17 protein-coding genes and 4 pseudogenes are annotated in these 19,247 nt (G+C 64.7%); 6 read left to right on the forward strand and 15 right to left on the reverse strand.

The window, feature by feature from the left end:
- Positions 1-102 precede the first annotated feature (102 nt).
- The 9 genes and pseudogenes from A2G06_13745 to A2G06_13785 all read right to left on the reverse strand — a co-directional run bounded on the left by A2G06_13745 (position 103) and on the right by A2G06_13785 (position 10,009).
- On the reverse strand, positions 103-1,476 hold the full coding sequence (locus A2G06_13745) for a Fis family transcriptional regulator (GenBank protein ID ANA41145.1): 1,374 nt from the start codon (positions 1,474-1,476) through the stop codon (positions 103-105).
- A gap of 118 nt (positions 1,477-1,594) precedes the next feature.
- Positions 1,595-3,085 (reverse strand): histidine kinase, encoded by a 1,491-nt coding sequence (locus tag A2G06_13750; protein ID ANA41146.1) that lies wholly within the window; start codon positions 3,083-3,085, stop codon positions 1,595-1,597.
- 92 nt (positions 3,086-3,177) lie between these two features.
- A pseudogene (locus A2G06_13755) lies at positions 3,178-3,710 on the reverse strand (type II secretion system pseudopilin TklG).
- A 10-nt stretch (positions 3,711-3,720) separates the two neighbouring features.
- The gene (locus A2G06_13760) at positions 3,721-4,656 is read right to left on the reverse strand and encodes a transketolase (protein ID ANA41692.1); all 936 of its coding nucleotides are present in this window, start codon (positions 4,654-4,656) and stop codon (positions 3,721-3,723) included.
- 52 nt (positions 4,657-4,708) lie between these two features.
- Positions 4,709-5,542 carry a transketolase gene (locus tag A2G06_13765; protein ID ANA41147.1) on the reverse strand — a complete coding sequence of 278 codons (834 nt, stop codon included), beginning with the start codon at positions 5,540-5,542 and terminating at the stop codon, positions 4,709-4,711.
- Positions 5,543-5,581: 39 nt separating this feature from the next.
- Positions 5,582-6,031, reverse strand: coding sequence for a hypothetical protein (locus A2G06_13770; GenBank protein ID ANA41148.1), 450 nt, complete (start codon positions 6,029-6,031; stop codon positions 5,582-5,584).
- Between the two features lie 64 nt (positions 6,032-6,095).
- Positions 6,096-8,510, reverse strand: coding sequence for a 5-methyltetrahydrofolate--homocysteine methyltransferase (locus A2G06_13775; protein ID ANA41149.1), 2,415 nt, complete (start codon positions 8,508-8,510; stop codon positions 6,096-6,098).
- Between the two features lie 90 nt (positions 8,511-8,600).
- On the reverse strand, positions 8,601-9,194 hold the full coding sequence (locus A2G06_13780) for a sporulation protein (protein ANA41150.1): 594 nt from the start codon (positions 9,192-9,194) through the stop codon (positions 8,601-8,603).
- Positions 9,191-10,009, reverse strand: a complete 819-nt coding sequence (locus tag A2G06_13785; protein ANA41151.1) for a glutamate racemase — start codon at positions 10,007-10,009, stop codon at positions 9,191-9,193. The genes A2G06_13780 and A2G06_13785 overlap by 4 nt, the downstream gene beginning before the upstream one ends.
- Before the next feature lie 216 nt (positions 10,010-10,225).
- Between A2G06_13785 and A2G06_13790 the strand changes: the two genes are divergently transcribed.
- The 6 genes and pseudogenes from A2G06_13790 to A2G06_13815 all read left to right on the forward strand — a co-directional run bounded on the left by A2G06_13790 (position 10,226) and on the right by A2G06_13815 (position 13,784).
- The gene (locus A2G06_13790) at positions 10,226-10,567 is read left to right on the forward strand and encodes a hypothetical protein (protein ANA41152.1); all 342 of its coding nucleotides are present in this window, start codon (positions 10,226-10,228) and stop codon (positions 10,565-10,567) included.
- Between the two features lie 7 nt (positions 10,568-10,574).
- A complete protein-coding gene (locus A2G06_13795) occupies positions 10,575-11,549 on the forward strand; it encodes a 2-hydroxyglutaryl-CoA dehydratase (GenBank protein ID ANA41153.1) in 975 nt (324 codons plus the stop codon).
- Complete coding sequence (locus A2G06_13800; protein ID ANA41154.1) at positions 11,546-12,337, forward strand: 2-hydroxyglutaryl-CoA dehydratase; 792 nt, start codon at positions 11,546-11,548, stop codon at positions 12,335-12,337. The genes A2G06_13795 and A2G06_13800 overlap by 4 nt, the downstream gene beginning before the upstream one ends.
- A gap of 101 nt (positions 12,338-12,438) precedes the next feature.
- Positions 12,439-12,723, forward strand: a complete 285-nt coding sequence (locus A2G06_13805; GenBank protein ANA41155.1) for a cytochrome C — start codon at positions 12,439-12,441, stop codon at positions 12,721-12,723.
- A 7-nt stretch (positions 12,724-12,730) separates the two neighbouring features.
- Positions 12,731-13,314: pseudogene (locus A2G06_13810) on the forward strand (hypothetical protein).
- A gap of 74 nt (positions 13,315-13,388) precedes the next feature.
- Entirely contained in the window at positions 13,389-13,784 is a 396-nt protein-coding gene (locus A2G06_13815; protein ID ANA41156.1) for a hemerythrin, read from the forward strand.
- A gap of 78 nt (positions 13,785-13,862) precedes the next feature.
- On the opposite strand, the gene A2G06_13820 is transcribed toward A2G06_13815, so the two are convergent.
- The 6 genes and pseudogenes from A2G06_13820 to A2G06_13845 form a co-directional block, all read right to left on the reverse strand.
- Complete coding sequence (locus tag A2G06_13820) at positions 13,863-14,663, reverse strand: cytochrome C (GenBank protein ANA41157.1); 801 nt, start codon at positions 14,661-14,663, stop codon at positions 13,863-13,865.
- Positions 14,639-15,097, reverse strand: coding sequence for a cytochrome B6 (locus tag A2G06_13825; protein ANA41158.1), 459 nt, complete (start codon positions 15,095-15,097; stop codon positions 14,639-14,641). Before A2G06_13825 ends, A2G06_13820 begins: the two co-directional genes overlap by 25 nt.
- 26 nt (positions 15,098-15,123) lie before the next feature.
- A pseudogene (locus A2G06_13830) lies at positions 15,124-15,743 on the reverse strand (cytochrome B6).
- The gene (locus A2G06_13835) at positions 15,740-16,135 is read right to left on the reverse strand and encodes a cytochrome B6 (GenBank protein ID ANA41159.1); all 396 of its coding nucleotides are present in this window, start codon (positions 16,133-16,135) and stop codon (positions 15,740-15,742) included. Before A2G06_13835 ends, A2G06_13830 begins: the two are co-directional and overlap by 4 nt.
- Positions 16,090-17,355, reverse strand: coding sequence for a cytochrome C (locus A2G06_13840; GenBank protein ANA41160.1), 1,266 nt, complete (start codon positions 17,353-17,355; stop codon positions 16,090-16,092). Before A2G06_13840 ends, A2G06_13835 begins: the two co-directional genes overlap by 46 nt.
- Positions 17,288-19,158: pseudogene (locus A2G06_13845) on the reverse strand (cytochrome C). The gene A2G06_13840 and the pseudogene A2G06_13845 overlap by 68 nt, the downstream one beginning before the upstream one ends.
- Between the last annotated feature and the right edge of the window lie 89 nt (positions 19,159-19,247).

Raw genomic sequence — 19,247 nt, forward strand, 5'->3', positions numbered from 1 at the left:
ACAAGAAGCGGCCTTCAGGCCAATGGAAACGGCCCCCTGCGTATTCCCGAAAGGGGACAGGGGGCCGCTATATGACGGAGAGCTACTGAATGGCGAGGCTGGTTATTTAAGGAAGCCGAACTTCTTCATCCGGTAACGGAACGCATCGATTCCCAGATTAAGCTTCTTGGCAGCCTTGGACTGGTTCCACTCGCTCATTTCCAGGGATTGGCGGATCAGTTCCTTTTCAACCTCTTCAATATCGACCCCGTCGGGCGGGAGCTTGAAGGTCGCCAGTCCCGTGGTCTGGTTGGATGCCTTGGCAACGATTTCCAGGGGCAGGTGCTCCAGCAGCAGCGTGTCTTCGTTGCCAAGGATGATGGCCCGCTCGATCACGTTCTTGAGCTCACGGATATTGCCGGGCCAGTGGTATTCCAGGAGCAGCTTCTCGGCCATCTTCGAGATGCCGGTCACGTGCTTGTTGAATTCGCGGTTGAACACCTCGATGAAGTGGTTGACCAGTTGCAGGATGTCTTCCTTGCGCTCCCGGAGCGGGGGCAGGTAAATGGGAATCACCTGGAGCCGGTAGTAGAGATCGTTGCGGAAATTCTTCTCCTCAATGGCCTTCAGCAGGTCGCGGTTGGTGGCGGAGATGATCCGCACGTCAACGGCAAAGGCCTTGGTGCCGCCGATCCGGCGAAAGGTCCTTTCCTCCAGGAAGCGCAGGAGCTTCGCCTGCATTCCCATCTCCATGTCGCCGATCTCGTCGAGGAAGACGGTGCCCCCGTCGGCCAGCTCGAAGAGACCTTTTTTCATTGCCTTGGCGTCGGTAAAGGCGCCTTTCTCGTGGCCGAACAGCTCGCTTTCCAGAAGCGTGGCAGGTACTGCCGCGCAGTTGATGGCCACAAACGGCTTTTCCGCGCGGGCAGACTGGTAATGGATCCACTTGGCCACCAGCTCCTTGCCGGTGCCGGATTCCCCCTGGATCAGGACCGTGGAGGCATCGCTCTTGGCCACCTTTTCCATCATGTCCAGAACGTTCTTCATGTGCCGGCTGGCACCGATGATGTCGGGGGGACCGAACTTGCGCGACTGTTCGCTGCGGAGCCGCTGGACCTCCCGGCGCAGATCGGAGGTTTCCAGTGCCTTGCGGATGACGATGGACATTTCGTCCAGGTTGAACGGCTTGTTGATGTAATCGTAGGCGCCGAGCCTCATGGCATGGACCGCCGTCTCCAGGGCGCCGTGGGCGGTCACCATGATGACGAGGATTTCCTCGTCGTATTCCTTGATCTTTTCCAGCGCTTCCAGGCCGCTTATCCCCGGCAACTGGATATCGAGCAGCACCAGGTCGGGCTGCTCCTCCCGGACGATCCGCAAGGCATCCTCGCCGTTACCGGCGGAAACCACGTCATACCCCTGCTTCTTCAGGTTCTGTTCAAGGGACCAACGGATGAGGTGCTCATCGTCCACCACCAGTATCTTTGTCTTTCTCACGTAAGCTCCTTTAACGCATTGAATCGTATAATGAACCCACTATAGCATTACCGGTAGCAGATAGGGAAATCCTTTGATGCGCACGGCGCACTCCCGTGCCGGCAGCAGCGACCACGCCTCAGGCGGCACCGCCGGTCTCCACCTCGGTCATGGGGAGGTCGATGGAGAAAACGGTACCCGTGGCGGGCGTGCTCAATACATGGAGGGTCCCGCCATGCTGGGTGATGAGCTTCTGGCAAATGGCCAGGCCAAGCCCTGTCCCCTGGGCCTTGGTGGTGAAAAAGGGCGTGAAGATCTTGCTGATGATCGGCTCGGGAATGCCCGGGCCCGTATCGGCCACCTCCACGCGGACCCACAGCCCCCCCTCGCGCTCCGCGATGCGGCTGGCGACCGTGAGGGTGCCCCCGGTTTCCTGCATGGCCTGAATGGCGTTCAGGATCAGGTTGAGCACCACCTGCTGCACCTGTTTGGGATCCACGAGCACCAGCGGGAGCGGCTCCTGGAGCTCCAGCCGCTTCTCGATGTTTTTCCCGCCCTTGTGCTGGAGGGCAAAGAGCAGGGTCTTGCGCAAGACGTCGTTCAGGTCGGTGGGAGCGGGCTCCGGATGGGTCGGCTTGCCGAAGAAGAGAAGATCGTTGACCGTCTTGTCCAGGCGGTTGACCTGCTCGATCACCTCGCCGATGATTTCCCGGCGGGGGTCCTCTTCCTGGAAATCCTGGCGGATGATGGTCATGGCGGCGGATATCCCGGCCAGCGGGTTCTTGATCTCATGGGCGATGCCGGCGGCCATTTCCCCCACGGATGCAAGCCGGTCGGCCCGCTCCATCTGCTGGAAGTGATACTGCTCCAGCTCCTGCTTGGCCTTGTCGAGCTTGTCGACCATGGAGTCGAAACTGGTGATCAGCCGGCCGATCTCATCCCGGCCGCCGTCGACCATCCTGACCGTCAGATCCCCCTGCTCCACCCGGGCCATGCTCTCCACGATACGGTTGAGCGGCTGCCGCACGAAACGCACCATGACGAGGGAGACTGCTGCTGCACTGAAAAGGATGATGGCGCCGGTGGAAAAGAGGAAGAGACGGGTCGCCTCGTTGATGCGCCGGTTGGTGTCCGCCAGGGAGTAATTGACGTTGAGCACCCCGATGACCCGCCGCTTGCGGCCGTGGCAGATGTGGCACTGCTCTTCGTTGTAGATCGGCTTGATCATGCCGAAGACTTCGCCGTGGCTGCCGCTGACGAAGATCCCTTCCCGCAGGCTGTTGGCAAAGAGCTGGTAGTCTCCGTCCGGCACCGTGCCGCCCATTTCAGAGGGAAGCGACGACTTGAGGACGACCCCCTGGGGATGGAAGATCCGCACCCCCAGGAGCTTCGAGTGGCTCTTGCCGACCATCTCCAGCATGCGCTGGACGTCCTGGGTGTCGCCGATGCTCATGGAGCGATAGATGCTCCGCTCGATGGTATTGAGGAGCAGGAGCGTATTCTCGCGGGCAGCCGCGATCAACTGGCGCTTCTCCCGCTTGAAGTTGAGATAGGTGAAGGTGCCGATCCCCACGGAAAGCAGGCCGACCAGAATGATAATCACACGTGTTGTGAGGCTTCTGAATACCAACCTGCCCCCATGGGCCGGCTGTTCGCGAAGGACAGCCGGCGGGTGATGTGGCTACGGAGAAAAACATCAGTAAGGCCGGAGCCGGAGCGCACCTACTGAATCGGCAACCGGGACGGCGTGGTTGCCTGCGTCCGCGCCCCCTGGTTCTGCTGTCCGGCCGGGGCACCGATGGTGAACACCCACTTCTTGTACTGGTCCTGGTTCTCGAAGGTGGCCAGTTCATCGGGGAAGTTCGTCTTCTTGAGCGGCTCCTTGTCGCTGGTGCTCATGACGCCCACAATCCCCTTGCCCGGCTGGACAATGGTAGCGAAATCCTCACCGGTGATCGGGTCCTTGTAGAGCCGCCGCAGATACTTTTGCCGCCTGGCGCTCTGGGGATCCTTGAGGAGATCCTTCAGGTCGTTGAGCGGCCTGGGAGCCCCTCCGCCCGATCTGGTCGGAGTGTGCCACTGCTCCAGGGCGATCCGGTACTGGTTTCCCCTGAACAGGAGCTCTTCCTCCCGCTCCCGCTTCATCACCATCTGCCAGCTCTGCCCCACGATCCCCAGCATGATTCCCATGAGGATCACGATCATCAGGCGCCGACAAAGGTGAAGCCGCCGGAGGATGCAAGGATTCCCCTCACCCCTCGCCCCTCACGGCCGCTTGCGCGTGAGCACCTCGCGCCCCGCCTCGGCCAGGTCGGCCGGCATGAGCCCGAAATATTTCAGCAGTTCCTCGGCCTTGCCGGACAGGCCGAAGCGGTCATTGATCCCGACCCGCTTGAGCGGCACCGGGCAGTTCTCCGCAAGGAACTCGGCAACAGCCCCGCCGAGGCCGCCCACGATGGAATGCTCTTCGGCGGTGACGATGGCACCGGTCTCTTGGGCGGCGCGCAGCAGGACCTCGCCGTCCAGGGGCTTGATGGTGGCCATGTGGACCACCCGCGCGGAAACCCCCTCACGGGACAGAAGCTCCGCGGCGGCCAAGGCCTGGGCGGTCATGAGGCCGGTGGTTACGAAGGTCAGGTCCGTACCGTCCGCAAGCTGGGCCCCCTTGCCGATCTCGAAGGGAATATCGGGCGAGGTGACGGTGGGCACCTTGTTGCGGCCCAGGCGGACGTAGACCGGTCCGCGATGGGCGGCTGCGGCGCGGATTGCCCTGGCCGTTTCCGGGCCGTCGGCCGGGACGATGACCGTCATGTTCGGCACCGCCCGCATGATGGCGATATCCTCCACCGACTGGTGGGAACCGCCGTCCTCACCCACGGTGATGCCGCCGTGGGTGGCCACCACCTTGACGTTGGCCCTGGGATAGGCCACCGACTGGCGAACCTGCTCCCAGGCCCGCCCCACGGCAAAGATGGCGAAGGTGGACACGAAGGGAATCTTGCCCGCCGCGGCAAGGCCCGCGGCCGTACTGACCATGTTGGCCTCGGCGATCCCCATATTGAAGAAACGGTCCGGGAATTTCTTGGCAAAGACCGACGTCTTGGTGGAACCGGACAGGTCGGCGTCGAGGACGACGATACCGCCGTTCTCCTCCCCCAGTTCGGCCAGGGTCTGGCCGTAGGCATCGCGGGTGGCGATCATGGTGCTCATATGTCAATGTCCTTTCTGATTCAGTGGTGTGGCGCGCGGCACGTTACAGGTAGCACTGCTCCCCCAGGCACTCCAGCGCCCTGGGGAGTTCCTCGTCGCTGGGAGCGACGCCGTGGTAGGACGCCTTGTTCTCGAAGAAGGAAACGCCTTTCCCCTTGACGGTGCGGGCAACGATGGCGGTGGGCCGGCCCTTGGCCTCCGCGGCCTGGGCCAGGGCGTCGACGATGGCGGCCATGTCGTGGCCGTCGATATCGAGAACGTTCCAGCCGAAGGCGCGGAACTTGTCGGTGACCGGCTCCACGTTCATGACCTTTTCAACCTCGCCGTCGATCTGGAGGCGGTTCACATCGATGAGGGCGCAGAGGTTGTCGAGCTTGAAGTGGCCGGCTGCCATGGCCGCCTCCCAGACCTGGCCTTCCTGGAGCTCACCGTCGCCCAGCAGGGCGTAGACCCGGTTCGCACTGCCGTCCAGGCGCAGGCCGAGGGCCATGCCGTTGGCCATGGAGAGACCCTGCCCCAGCGATCCGGTGCAGACCTCGACACCGGGGGTCTGCTTGCTGTCCGGATGTCCCTGCAGGTGGCTGCCGAGACGCCGCAGCATCATCAGATCTTCTTTCGGGAAATAGCCGGCCGCGGCCAGGGCCACATAGAGCGCCGGCGCCGCATGTCCCTTGCAGAGGACGAAGCGGTCCCGCCCGGGCCAGGACGGATTGGCCGGATCGTGCTTCATTTCGTGGAAGTAGAGGGCGGTCACCATGTCGATGGCAGACAGGGAACCACCGGTATGCCCCGACTGGGAGGAATGGAGGGTCTTGACGATGTCGACCCTGAGCCGCCGGGCCGTCTCTTCGAGCTGCTTGATCTTTTCGCTGTCCACAATGGTCCTTTCCGTGGGTGGTGTTGGTGGTAGTTCGTCTTAATCCGTATCGTCGGCCATGAGGAAGTCGAGGATGACCTCGTCGAGACTGGACGGCTTTTCCTGTGGCGTGGCGGGAGGTTTGGGCGGCGGAGCTGGCGGGGCGGCGGCCGGAGGGGCCGGCGGGGCGGCAGCGGACCTCTGTTCCGGCGCGGCGGCAGGCCTGGCAGCCGGCGCCGGCTGTCGGGAGGGGAAGGCCCGGCCGTCAAACTCGCCGTTCTTGAGCCGGCGGAGCATGTCCTTGTGTTGCTCCTTCATGAGCTCCTGAACCACCTGACCCAGGTTATCCATCTTGATAATGTCGGCGTAGCTCGTCTTGCGGGAACAGATGATGGTCCCCCCCCGATAGAGGAGGGTTATGATGTGGGGATTGGCGATGCCGCTGTCTTCCGTCTGAACATGGAAGATCTCGCCCCGGTACATGACGTTGTGGTTGAATCCGACGTTCATGGCTGTCCATCCATCAAGAGACGCAAGGTGTTAAATTAGCACGCAACTCCGCGTGACGCAATGACTAATCCACCCCGAGGAGCGCCTTTATCCGCGCCACCGCCTCCATGGCGTCCCGGGCGTAGAGGTCTGCGCCGATCCGGTCGGCATACTCCTGGGTCACCACCGCCCCCCCCACCATGGTGAAGGTCCGGATCCCGGCGGCCCTGAGGCGGGCGAGCACGTTTTCCATCTCGGTCATGGTGGTGGTCATGAGGGCCGAGAGCCCCACCGCGTCGGCCCCATTGCGTTCGGCTTCCGCCACGATCCGGTCCGCCGGCACGTTCTTGCCCAGGTCAACGACCCGGAACCCGTGGTTTTCCAGCAGGGTGCAGACGATGTTCTTGCCGATGTCGTGGATGTCTCCTTCCACCGTGGCCATGAGGATGGTCCCCTTTGTTTCCGCCTCTCCCGCCATATCCTGCTTGAGCCGCGCGAAAGCGGCCTGCATGGCCTCGGCCGACTGCATGACCTGGGGGAGAAACACCTGGTTTTTCTCGAAGCGGCGCCCCACCTCCTCCAGCCCGGGCAGAAGCCCCTCGTTGCTCACCTGGAGCGGTTCGAGCCCCTGGGAAAGGGCCTCCTCCACCAGGGAGACGATTCCCTCCCCGTCGCCGGTGATCACGGCCCGCGCGAGCCGCTGCCGGATATCGGGAAGCCCGCCCGGCGCTGACTGCTCGGCCACGGGAGGGGCCACGCCGGCATAGGCGGCGATGTAGGCGGCGGCGTTCGGGTCACGGTTCAGGAGCACCATGGACGAATGCCAGGCAGCCATCATCTCTTCTTCCTTCGGGTTCACGATGGCGGCATCGAGCCCGGCAGCCAGCGCCATGGCGAAGAATGCCGAAGAGATGAGCGGCCGGCGGGGAAGGCCGAAGGAGATGTTGCTGACCCCGAGGACCGTGGGGCAGCCGAGCCGCTCCTTGACGAGCCGCACAGCTCTCAAGGTCTCCATGGCCCGCTTCTGCTCGGCGCTCACGGTAAGGGTGAGGCAATCGATCACCACGTCCGGACGCCGGATGCCCGCCTTGCCGGCCGCCTCGACGATCCGCTCCGCCACGGCCAGACGCCCCTCGGCGGTCTCGGGGATCCCCGTCTCGTCCAAGGCAAGTCCGATCACGGCGGCCCCGTACTTCCGTGCCAGGGGCAGGACGCGCTCCATGCTCTTTGCTTCGCCGTTCACGGAATTGAGGAGCACCTTGCCGTCGGCGGCCTTAAGCCCCCGCTCCAGGGCGGCGGGATCGGACGAATCAAGGACCAGTGGCGCCCCCACCGCAGTGGCCACGGTCACGACGGCCCGTTCCATGGCGGCGGGCTCGTCGATTCCCGGGGTGCCCACGTTCACGTCCAGGAGGACGGCGCCGCGGGCGGTCTGCTCCAGGGCCTCCCGCCGGATGTAGGAAACCTTTCCCTCCCGCAGCTCCTGGGCAAACCCCTTTTTGCCCGTGGGGTTGATCCGCTCGCCGATAATGGCGGCAGGAAGCCCTGCACCCATGGCCACCACGGTGGTGCGACTGGAGAGGAAGGTAACGCCCTCGGCCGGGCCGCAGTCGCGCACGGACTGGTCCCGCAGGGACAGAGCCTCACGGATGGCTCGGATGTGGGCGGGTGTAGTGCCGCAGCAGCCGCCGATGATCCGGACGTTCAGATCCAGCAGCCGGTCGTGGAAGGCCGTCATGTCGTCCGGAGTGCCGGGAAAGACGGTGACGCCGTCCACGAGCGCCGGCAGCCCGGCGTTGGCCTGGGAAATGAGCGGGAGCCGCGTGACCCGCCGCATGGCCGCCATGACGTCGCAGATGCCATCGGGTCCCAGGCCGCAGTTGGAGCCGACAATGTCGGCGCCGGCCGCCTCCAGGGTCACTGCGGCGGCCTCGGGCGAGGTGCCGAGCACGGTCCGCCCCTCGTTGTCAAAGGTAAGCTGGGCAATGACGGGGATATCCGACGAAACCTCGCGAATGGCGATGACCGCCGCACGGATTTCCTTGATGTCGAGGAAGGTTTCCAGGGTGATCAGATCCGCCCCGGCGTCGACGAGCGCCCGGGCCTGCTCGCGGAAGATGGCGGCCATCTCGTCGAAGGAAACATCTCCCACCGGCTCCACGAACTGCCCCGTGGGGCCGATCGACGCGGCCACGTAGGCCCGGTCGCCGCAGACTTCCCGCGCGATGGCCACGGCCCGGGCGTTGATCTCGGCGACCCGGTCCTGGAGACCGTAGTGCTCCAGCTTGGCACGGCTGCCGCCGAAGGTATTGGTGACGATGATGTCGGCGCCGGCATCCAGGTATTCCCGGTGGACGCCGGCAACCACCTCCGGCAGGGTCAGGTTGAGTTCCTCGGGGGACTGGCCGGGCCTGAGGCCCCGCGCCTGGAGCATGGTCCCCATGGCGCCGTCGAGGACAAGGACCCGCTCGGCAATGGCCTGAAGGAAGGGTTGTTTCATGGTTCACCAACCTTTGGAAATATTATGGATCGATTCGACCAGGCGATCAGGGACTCCGCAGTGCCCGGCGACCGGCCGGCGACCTCCCGGTCACTGGGTTTGCCGGGTCTCCGGCTCGGCGGGACGCTCTTTGGAGTAATCGGGGTCAATGGGCTGGCGCAGGTCCAGGTGCCCCGTGAGGGATTCGGCCTCGGCGCCGTCCAGAAGGAACCTGACCCGCTTGAGCTGGGGGAAATTGAAACAGACGGTGTTCACCACCGAATAGACCGCCATCATCTCGGATGAACTGCCGCCGGGGAGGCCGTCGGCCAGCTCGCGCCCGAAGTCGATCACCGCGGTGTCCCCTTCGATCCGCACCTGGCGGACTGTTGTCGTAGGAGGGACCGTGGGTTGAAGCGCCCCCAGGGGGCCGTTGATCAACTCGTCCACGACCGCGTCGACACAATCGGCAAGCTGGTCGCAGGCGGGCACCCCGCGCCCTTCCCGGGCCAGCCCCTCTCCATCCGGGGCGGCGAAGAACAGGGTCACCCTGAAGCTCCCGGCAGACCCCGGCACGGGTTGAACCGTGGGGAGCTCATGGCGCTGGCGATATTTGTCGAACATGAGAAGGCCGATGACCAGTGCCACCGCGGCAAAAGCGGCCAGCAGGACAAGGCTCCGGCGGTGGGGGGTGGAACGCTTCATGGCCGCTCCTTTTCCGCATCGAGGCTCACCTGGTAGACATCGCCGAGCCTGCCGCCGATGAAGCGGTTGCCGACCCGGATGAAACCGGCTGGCACGTCGGTGACGAAGAAGTGGTGATTGCCCTGCTCGCCCTCCGGCCGGAGCAGGCCGCGACTCCTCAGGATATCGGCCACGGTGCGCGCCGTCTCTTCGGCCGAGTCCACGAGCCTGACGTCTTCACCCACGGTTTCGCCGATGACCCTCTTAAGGAGGGGATAGTGGGTACAGCCGAGCACGATGGTGTCGACCCCCTGCTCCCGCAGGCCGGCCAGGTAAGTGCGGGCTGAGAGGCGCGCCACCTCGTTGTCGGTCCACCCCTCTTCGGCCAGGGGAACGAAAAGCGGACAGGCGCGGGTGATCACCTCCACCTCGGGATTGAGTCGCTTGATGGCCTTGGCATAGGCGCTGCTCCGGATGGTCCCCTCGGTGCCGATGACCCCGACCTTGCCGGTGCGCGTGGTGGCCACGGCCCGGCGGGCGCCCGGCTCGATGACGCCGACGACCGGGATGGGGAGCCGTTCGGTGAGGGCTTCGAGGGAGGCGGCCGAAGCGGTGTTGCAGGCCACCACCAGGAGCTTGATGTCGCGCTTCACCAGGAACGATGCGATTTCGAGGCTGTAGCGGGTGACGGTTTCAGGGGACTTGGTCCCGTAGGGGACCCGGGCGGTATCGCCCACATAGATGGTATCCTCCTGGGGGAGAACCTTGATGATCTCCTTGAGGACGGTCAGTCCTCCGACCCCCGAGTCGAAAATACCTATGGCTTTCCAGGGCACGATTCTTCTCCACACGCGGACGCTCGCCGATATCGCCGGCCCGTGGGCAACGGGCATCCCTGCCACAAAAACGACCGGCGCTTTCAGTTGTTGCGTCGCTTAAAAATGTATATACTAGGGAAGCCATATTACCTTGTCAAGCCATTTGCCCGGACACCCGACGGTGTAACCCCGCTTCATTTCAGGGTGAAAGTCCGATAGCCGCCTGGAGCCCCCATGGAAAAACAGGAACTGCTCGATAAGACCCGTGAGACCCTCAGCCCCTTCGAGACGGGAAACATCATCGCGTACATAAAGAGCCTGACGCTCAAGAGCGCCATGGAAAATCCGTGGATCATCAGTATCCTGGCCATCGTCATCTTTTACGGGGTGTTCAAGAGATCGAAATTCGTCCTGTCCACGGTGTTCGCCATCATATCCATTACGCTTCTCATCCGGCTCACCCTGCCGACGGGAGAGGGGAACGAGCTGACTCTCGGCTCCACCCTCCCCTTTGCCTTCGGCGGCCTCGTGATTGGCGCATTTCTCATCTATTTCATCTTCATCAAGTCGGAGTAACATCCCAGTGCACCGTGTCGGATTCACAACCACCATCCCGCTGGAGATCGTCCTGGCGGCGGGCATGACACCCGTTGACCTGAACAACGTCTTCATCACCAGCCCCCACGCCACCCGGATGATCGAGGAGGCCGAGGTGGACGGATTCCCCCGCAGCATCTGCGGCTGGATCAAGGGGATCTATGCAGCGGTGGTCGAATGCGGCATCCACGAGCTGATCGCCGTGACCGAAGGGGACTGCAGCAATACCAGGGCGCTCATGGAAGTGCTGTCGCTGAAAGGGGTGGAGACGATCCCCTTTGCCTACCCCCACGACCGGGACCCGGCAGGGCTGCGCTTAGAGATCGAGAAACTCATGCGCCGGTTCGGGGTCGGCTGGGACGCGGTGAAGCTCTCGCGGGAGCGACTGGGGCGAATCCGGCGTAAAATCAAGGAGATTGACCGCCTCACCTGGGAGGAAAACCGGGTAAGCGGCCAGGAAAACCACTACTTCCAGGTCTGCACGAGCGACATGAACAGCGCCCCGGACCGGTTCGAGGCGGAGGTCGACGCCTTCCTGGAAGAGGCGCGGCAGCGGGAACCCTTCCGGCAACGGCTGCGGCTCGCCTACATCGGCGTCCCCCCCATCATGACCGACCTCTACTCTTTTGTGGAAACGCTCGATGCCCGGGTGGTCTTTAACGAAACCCAGCGCCAGTTCGCCATGCCCTTCGATACGCCGGACCTGGTGGAGCAGTATCGGGCCTACACCTATCCCTACGACATCTTCCACCGCCTCTCGGACATCCTGATGGAGCTGGAGCGGCGCAAGGTGGACGCGGTGATCCACTACGTCCAGTCCTTCTGTTTCCGGCAGATCGAAGATATGATCGTTCGCCAGAAGCTCCCCATGCCGGTGCTGACCCTGGAGGGCGACAAACCCGGCCCCCTGGATGCACGGACCAGAATCCGGATCGAAGGGTTCCTGGAGATGCTGGCATGAACCTGGGGATCGATCTCGGCAGCAGAAAGGCGAAATTCGCCCTGGTGCAGGAAGGGCGCGTGATTCGCCTGGCTGACCACGATACGGTCCCCTTCTACAAGCGCTACGGCCGGCTCGAAGGGGAAGAGCTGGTCCTGGACCTGGCCGCCAGTGGTCTCTTCTCGACCGAAGAACTGGAGGGGGCAACGGTGGTGGTCACGGGATACGGCCGCAACACCCTGTCGCTGCGGGGCGCGCGGGTGGTGTCGGAAATACGGGCCCACGTGGCAGGGGCCCTTGCCCAGACCGGACTCGACGACTTCACCCTCCTGGACATGGGAGGGCAGGACACCAAGGTGGCCCTCGTGAGGGGCGGCAAGCTCGCCGACTTTGTGATGAACGACAAGTGCGCCGCCTCCAGCGGCCGCTATCTGGAGAATATGGCGGCAATCCTGGAGGTGTCCCTTGACGAGCTCTCGTCCCACTGGCGCGATCCGGTGCCCCTCGATGCCACCTGCGGGATCTTCGGCGAATCGGAGCTCATCGGCCAGATCCTGCGGGGGTACCCCATGGAGCGGCTCTGCGCCGGGGTCAACCAGACCCTGGTGAAGCGGGTGCTTCCCATGCTCAGGCGCTTCCCGTCCGAAACGGTGGTGCTCACCGGCGGGGTAGCCCACAATCGGGCACTGGTCCGCCTCCTTGAGGACGCCACCGGACGTGCCCTGGTTGTGCCGGAACACCCGCAGCACAACGGCGCCATCGGCTGCGCGGTAATCCGGGACCAGGGGCCAGGGACCGGTAAACGCTGACAAACAAGACAATCACGGGAATCACGGCAACGTGACCGAGGCGATGGCAACAGTGCCCACAGGGCTTTCCTGGTCCCCGGTCCCGGCCTTTCGGAGGTTTCATGAAGCTCGCAAAGAAAGACTGGTTTTTCATTGTTCTCATTCTGGTTGTGGTCGGAGTATTCTGGGCCATCTCCGGTGAGGTGCGCACGAAGAAGGTTCCGCTCGACGCCAATCACAAGCCGTTCTACGACGCATTCGCCCAGGGTGCGGGCAAGCTGGACCTGGACCGCCAGTGCGTGGGATGCCACCACGAAAAGCCCGGCGGCATCCCGTTCCCCAAGAACCACCCCGTGAAACCGGCGGACGGGCCCATGCGCTGCCTCTTCTGTCATAAGTTCAAGTAGCGGCACCATGGGGGTGTTGAACGTCACCCGGGAACTGGAGCGGCTCATCGCCCATGTGACGGGCCGCGTTCCCGAACTGGCGCATATTGATCCGACCCGGCTCCTGGTCTGCATTTCCTCCACCCGGGGGGCCGGCGTGCGCGGCACCTACGCCCGCATCCACCCCCTTCGCTTTCCCGGCGGAGCCCGGTCGGTGGAGCGGCGGCGGGGGCGTCACACCTGGGTCAGCACCATGCCGACGATCGTTCACCGCCAGGTGGAGATTCTGTACATCATCTACTTCCTGGTTCCCCGCTTCCTGGATCTTTCCCTCCGCGAGAAGCTCATCACGGTCTTCCACGAGCTGTATCACATCTCCCCCGCCTTTGACGGCGACATCCGCCGTTTTCCGGGCCGGAACTATGCCCACGCAGCTCGACCCGCCGCTACAACACCCGCATGGGAGAGCTGGTGGATCTCTATCTGGCCGGCCATGGCAGTCCTGAACTGCTGGCCTTTCTGGAGGGAGACATGGCGGAGCTGCGTACCCGGCACCGGACGCTGGTGGGGCGACGGTTCCCGGTGCCGCGCATCACAAGCGAACGGGTCTGAAAAAATGATGCTAAAGAGTCTTTGCGCGCTGCCGATATACTACAAGTAACAACGTCCAACACGAGGGTATCGCCATGACAATCGGCTGGAGAGATGATCTGCTGACGGGCGTCGCCGAGGTCGACGACCAGCACAAGGAACTGTTCCGGAGGTTCGGTGAGCTGTTGACCGCCTGCAACCAGGGCAAAGGGGGCGAGGAGGTCCTGCGGCTCATCAGCTTCCTGGACGACTACGTGGTGAAGCACTTTACCGCGGAAGAGCGGATCATGCGCCAGCACGGCTACCCCGACTACCTGGAGCACAAGCAACAGCACCAGGGCTTTGTCCGCAGGCTGGGAGAGCTCAAGCACCAGTTCCGGGACGAAGGAGCGGGCCTCTCCCTGGTGATCACCACCAACCATATGATGATCGAGTGGCTGTCGCGGCATATCGAGAAGATGGACAAGGAGATCGCGAAGTACGTCAAATAGATCTGCAGGCAACCGCTCCGCAATGACGGGCCGCCGTGCACCTGTGCACGGCGGCCCGCGTGCGTTCAGCCGTAAGCTTCAGTTTTCGAGATCGGCGCGAAGGAACGGAACCAGCTTCGCCTTCTCTTCCTTGGTGAGGGGTACCGGTGACATGAGAGCGGCGGGACGGACGCTGCGGGGATTGTCGAGCCAGCGGCCGAGGCGCTCGGGGGTCCAGGGCTCGTCCGGCTTGAAGGGGGTAGGGTAAAACGGGGAGAAAAGCCCGGAAAGGTTCGGCGCGACGGTGCCGGCACCCAACCCTCCCTCGCCGGCGGTAAGGAGCCGGTGGCAGCCGCCGCACTTGGTGACGAACAGGTTGCCTTCCTTCGCGCGAACGGCCTCGAAGTGGACCACAAGAGGGACGGCAGCGGTCCCTTGTGCGGGAGCGGCCCCGGCAAAGGCCATGATGGCATTCACCACATCGGCGGTCCGACGATCGTCGAACCGGAAGTCGGGCATGAAAAGAACCGGCTGCCGGATTGCCTCGAAGAGTCTCACCGGGTCGTCACCGGCCAGACGGTCCAGGTCGGCGGCCAGGCGCGTCCCCTTTTCACCCAGGCGATGGCAGCGGCGGCAGCCGAACCGCTCTGCCACGCGCTTTCCCTCCTCCACCCGGACGCTGCCGGGGATGGTGAAGTGGGAGAGTTCAGCCGGCACGAGCCGATAGTGGGCGATAACCAGACGCGTGCTCCTGCCGTTACCCCGGTGACAGGAGACGCAGGTGCCCTTTTCCGCATGGTGGGGGCGGTGGCAGGAGCGGCATCCCTCGCCCGGCGGCGGTCCGACGCAGGCGGACAGAAGAGCGGCGATCAGGATCAGAAGGGCCAGACGAGCGACCAATTCTCCCCCCGGAAGACCATGGCGACCACGGTCAGGGCTACAATGACGGCACAGGCTCCCAGCGCGAGCCACGAGGAGGCGCGGTTACCCTCACCGAACCAGACGGCCCGCTCGGGCCGGTGCCTGCCAAGCCACGGCATGAGCAGGAACCAGAGAGAAAGGGCAACAATGCCCCAGGCGAAGCCGTTGCCGTGGCTCACGACCTCCTGGGTCCAGAGGAGGAACCAGGCCGATTTGGCCGGGTTCGGCGGGGCGGCCGGGTCGGCGGGGGCCAGGAGCGGCGCCGGGACAACCAGGGCGAGGAGCGCCAGCAGGAGCAGGCCGGCGGCAAAGGCCCGTTTGACCGGACGGAAAAAGTGGGGAGAGCTCCGGACGTACTCCCCTCCTCCCCGGGGACCGCGACGCAGGTCCCGCTCCGGTTCACCGACATGCACAGGTTCTCTCACGGCATCCGCTCCTCTCACAGATAGGGAAGCAGCCCCTTGGTCTTGCGTACCCGGTAGAAATGGAGAAACGACAGCCCCATGATGCCCAACGGAACGATGACCACGTGCAGGGCGTAGAAGCGCAGGAGCGACAGGGACTCACCCACCCCGTCGGGGACGAGGACGGCCCGGAGCCAGCCGCCGCCCGGAAAGGTGGCCAGCAACTCCATGCCGGTACGGGTGGCCCAGAAGGCCAGTTGGTCCATGGGGAGCAGATAGCCGGTGTATGCCTCGAACACCGACAGTCCCAGGAGACCCACCCCCACCACCCAGGTCAGTTCGCGGGGCGGCCGGAAGGCACCGGTGAGCACGACCCGCAGGATGTGGAGGAACATCAGGCAAAGGAACCCGTGGAGGCAAGCCGGTGAAGCGCCCGCAGGTACTTTCCCCCCACCACCCTCGACTCCAGGAACAAAATCGAATCAAAGGCCCGGTCCGGGGTCGGCTGGTAGTAGAACAGCAGTAGTACCCCGGACACGATCAGGGCGAAGAATGCCGTAAAGGCGAGCCCGCCCAGGCAGAAGGTGTAGCTGAACCGCAGGTTCTCCCGCAGAACCACCCGGGGGAAGAGATGTTTGGCGAATTCCTTGATCATCCGACGACAATCTCCACCCGCTCGCCCCGGTCCTCCACCCGATGGCGGGCCAGGGGACGGTCGGCGGGACCTTTGACAACGTTTCCCTTCAGGTCGAAGCGGCTGCCGTGACAGGGGCAGACGATCTCCGACGGTGTGACGGTCACCGTGCAGCCCAGATGGGTGCAGGTGAGGTCAAGGGCATAGAGGGTATCCCCATCCCTCATGACCGCCAGGTGCCGTTCCTTGAACACAAGGGCGCCCCGTGGGGGGATCGATGCCTTGGCAACGGTGAATCGCTCCCCCCCGCCCCGCGCCGCGGGAACGAGAAAGCGCCACGCCGCCGCCAGCGAGGCCGTGAATGCGGCTAACGCCGCGATGAACCGCCGGCGTCCCCGGTCAAATCCCGCCATCGTTCCAGATACCCTTTCGTGTATTCGGGGGTCCGCACCCCCATGCGCCGCACCCGCTCCGGCTCCATGAACGTACCGTTGGCCATCCGCTGGCCGGTGCGGTCCCAGAAGGAATCGAGGGAAAGACCGTCGGCCCGGGTCCGGTAGATCCGCTCGTGGGGCGGTTCCAGCAGAAAGCGCCGCGGGTTGTCGTGACAGCCGTCGCACATGACCGTTTCGCGCCGGATGGTGTGGGGGGCAAAGGTCTTCCAGCGGGCGGCCAGGAGCCGGTTCTCCTGCCCCACTACCCGTTCGTTGCGGAAATCCGAATGGTAAAGGATGAACTGGGGCCGAGCCGGGCTCACCCGCCCCGCTTCGTTGAGCGCGAGGGGGGGGGCGTCCTGTCGCTTGAGATAGGCGCTCTTCACCCAGTCGTCCTGGCGGGTGACCACCTGGAAGCGGGACTGGAGCCGGGGGCTGTTGGTGAAGCGCAGCCAGAAGGTACCGTACTCCTGGGGTGCCCACGCGGCATGGCAGGCAACGCATTCGAGCCGGTCCCGGTGGGCGGCGATGCGGTGTTCGACCACGCGCGGGTCCGGTGTGTGACAGTCGATGCACCCCTTTGCGGTCCGCTTGCCCGCGACCAGGCTCGCCATGGAGTGGCAGTCGGCGCACCCCATCCCCGCCTCGGCATGGACGTCGGGCAGCATGGGGAGGAAGGTCTCGCCATTGGCCAGCTCGCCCCGCTGGTAGCGCAGGGCATCCTCCCGGGGCGCCCGGCCGTGGTAGTCGGTGCCCACGAAGTAGCCCCGGTGGCAGGAGAGACACTGGCTGTCCCGGGGCCGGGTCAGGGCATGGCCGCCGCCGGGATGGCAGTCGAGGCAGCCCGTCACGTGGCAGCCGCCGCACTGATTGCGGAAGAATGCACCATCGGCTCGCCCCAGGGTATCGGCCACGAAGCGCCGTTCCGCGCTCCGGGTGGTCATGGGGTGGTCGAAGAGACGGTCGTATCCACGGTGGCAAGCCACGCACCGGGCGGCGCGGTCGGCCACGAGGGCCGGGTTGCGCACCGTGGCCCGGTCGTCGCCGTGACAGGGGGAACAGCCGATGCCTGCATGGGGGCCGGTAAGGACATCCCGATGGCAGACGCGGCAGTTTTCGCCCGTGGCGGCGTCAGCGGGCCACGACGCGACCGGCGCTGCCAGCAAGCAGGCGGCGATGCAGAGCATCATCCAGCGCACGATAGTCGAGCTCCTTGCGGTAGATGGGATCGTCGGCCCGGGTGTGGCAGACGATACAGAGGTTTGCCCGCCAGACCCGTTTGGCCTCCGTGTCGTTCAGGGGGCGGGAGTTCTCGCGGGTAATGGCGGAGAAGGCCCGTACCAGGCCACCCTCCATGGTCTGGAACCCGTCCAGGGGCTTCTCTTCGTTCTTGGTGCAGCGTAATGTCCCGTCGATCCGTCCTTTTCCCGTCACATGCTGGCCAAAGCCGAGGAAGGCGGGGTTGGCGTGGCATTCGCCGCAGCCGATGGCCCGTTCGCCGGTGTTGTGGGAGTAGAACGGCGCGAACCGGAGCTGCCTTTTCCCCTTGAAGGTAGAGACGTAGCCTCCCGGGACAGGGTGCCGTCCGCCTCCACCACGGTGACGAAGGTCTGGCAGCCGGGAGTGACCGGCGCAATGCCCCCCCGCTGGTTCAGGGCCAGGGGGAAGGGATAGAGGGTCCGGTAATCCTCGGTTTCGGTGAAGAGCCCGGGGGTGTCCAGTCCCGAGATGAAGTCGGTGCCGGTGCGTCCCTTGTCGTATTTCGTATGGCAGCCGTAGCACTGGGGAACCGCCCGGGAATGGCAGGCGGTGCATTCGAGCCGGCCGTGGCCGACCACGGTGTGGGCCGGTGAGCCGGTAATGACCTTGCTGGTGAATACCCTGCCGCTCCGCTTGCCGAGCACCGCCACCCTGCCATCCTTCACGAAGACGTTGGAGTAGGGGCGCCCCTTGGCGGTGACGATCATGCGCATGCCCGGCCGCATCTGCATGGGGTAGCGGGCCGACTCCCGCACCGGCTCCTCGTTCTCCCGCGCGATCTCCCGCCAGCGGGGGGGCGAGGTTGCGCTGCCGTGGCAATCCTCGCAGCGGATCTCCACCTGGTGGTAGAGGTTTTCGTAGGCATAGCCGTCACCCATGATGTCGCGGGATGTGTGGCAGTCGATGCACTCCATCCCCCGGGCGTGGTGGATGTCGGGAGGGATGCTCGTCACGTTCCGGTTGCCGCTGGTGAGCTGGGGGCCCGGAAAGCCTCCCCTGGTCGGCACGAGGCCGTTGTTGCCGTCGTTCAACCCCAGGAAGGAGAGGGCGATGCGGCCGCTGCGGTTATGGCAGCGGAAACAGGCGTCGTTGCCGGGGAGCCCTTCCATCCGGTGGCTGGACGCGGCGGGCCCACGCAGTCGCATGGTCAGGTCGCTGCCCTTGTAGGCGGAATCGGCATTGCGGGGAAAGTGGCAGGCCGCGCAGCCGGAGCCGTGTCCCACGCCCCAGGCATAGCGGTTTTCGGTCCCCACATGGCAGAGGGAGCAGAACTTGCGGTAGAGCTCCCCCGAGAGGTTGTCCAGCTCGGCCACGCCGCTGACCCTCACCCGCTTCCCCTCTGCGTCGTAGAGGTCGTCCTGCCGCGCTCCGTAGCGCCGGCCGTCCTCACCCTCCCAGGTAAGCTGAATATTCCTGATGATTCCCGTGTTGGTATACATGAGCCCCGAACGGACCCGGCCCAGTTGATAGGGGTGGCAGGCGCCACAGCTCTTCTCCCACACGGCAGGATCCGAGGGGTTCCGCGGGGCGAACATGGTCCGGTGCGCGTCCTCCCTGCTCCGGGCCCGGCCTTCGCCGCCGTGGCAGGCGACACAGGAGGGGTGGGCCGGTGAGGCGTGCTCGATCTTCCCGTGGCAGGAGAGGCACGACGCGTTCTCCCCCCCGCTGCTGCCGCATCCGGCAGCGAAAAGGGACATAACGGCGACAGCCAGCACGGGAACGGTGCGGGAAATCCTGCTCATGGCATGGTTCGCTCGATAACGCACGGGGGCAATGGTACCACAGAAAACGGGCAAAGGTCCCTGCAAAAAAGGCCGGCAGCGGTACGGCT

It is taken from the genome of Geobacter anodireducens (assembly GCA_001628815.1).
Taxonomy (GTDB): Bacteria; Desulfobacterota; Desulfuromonadia; order Geobacterales; family Geobacteraceae; genus Geobacter; species Geobacter anodireducens.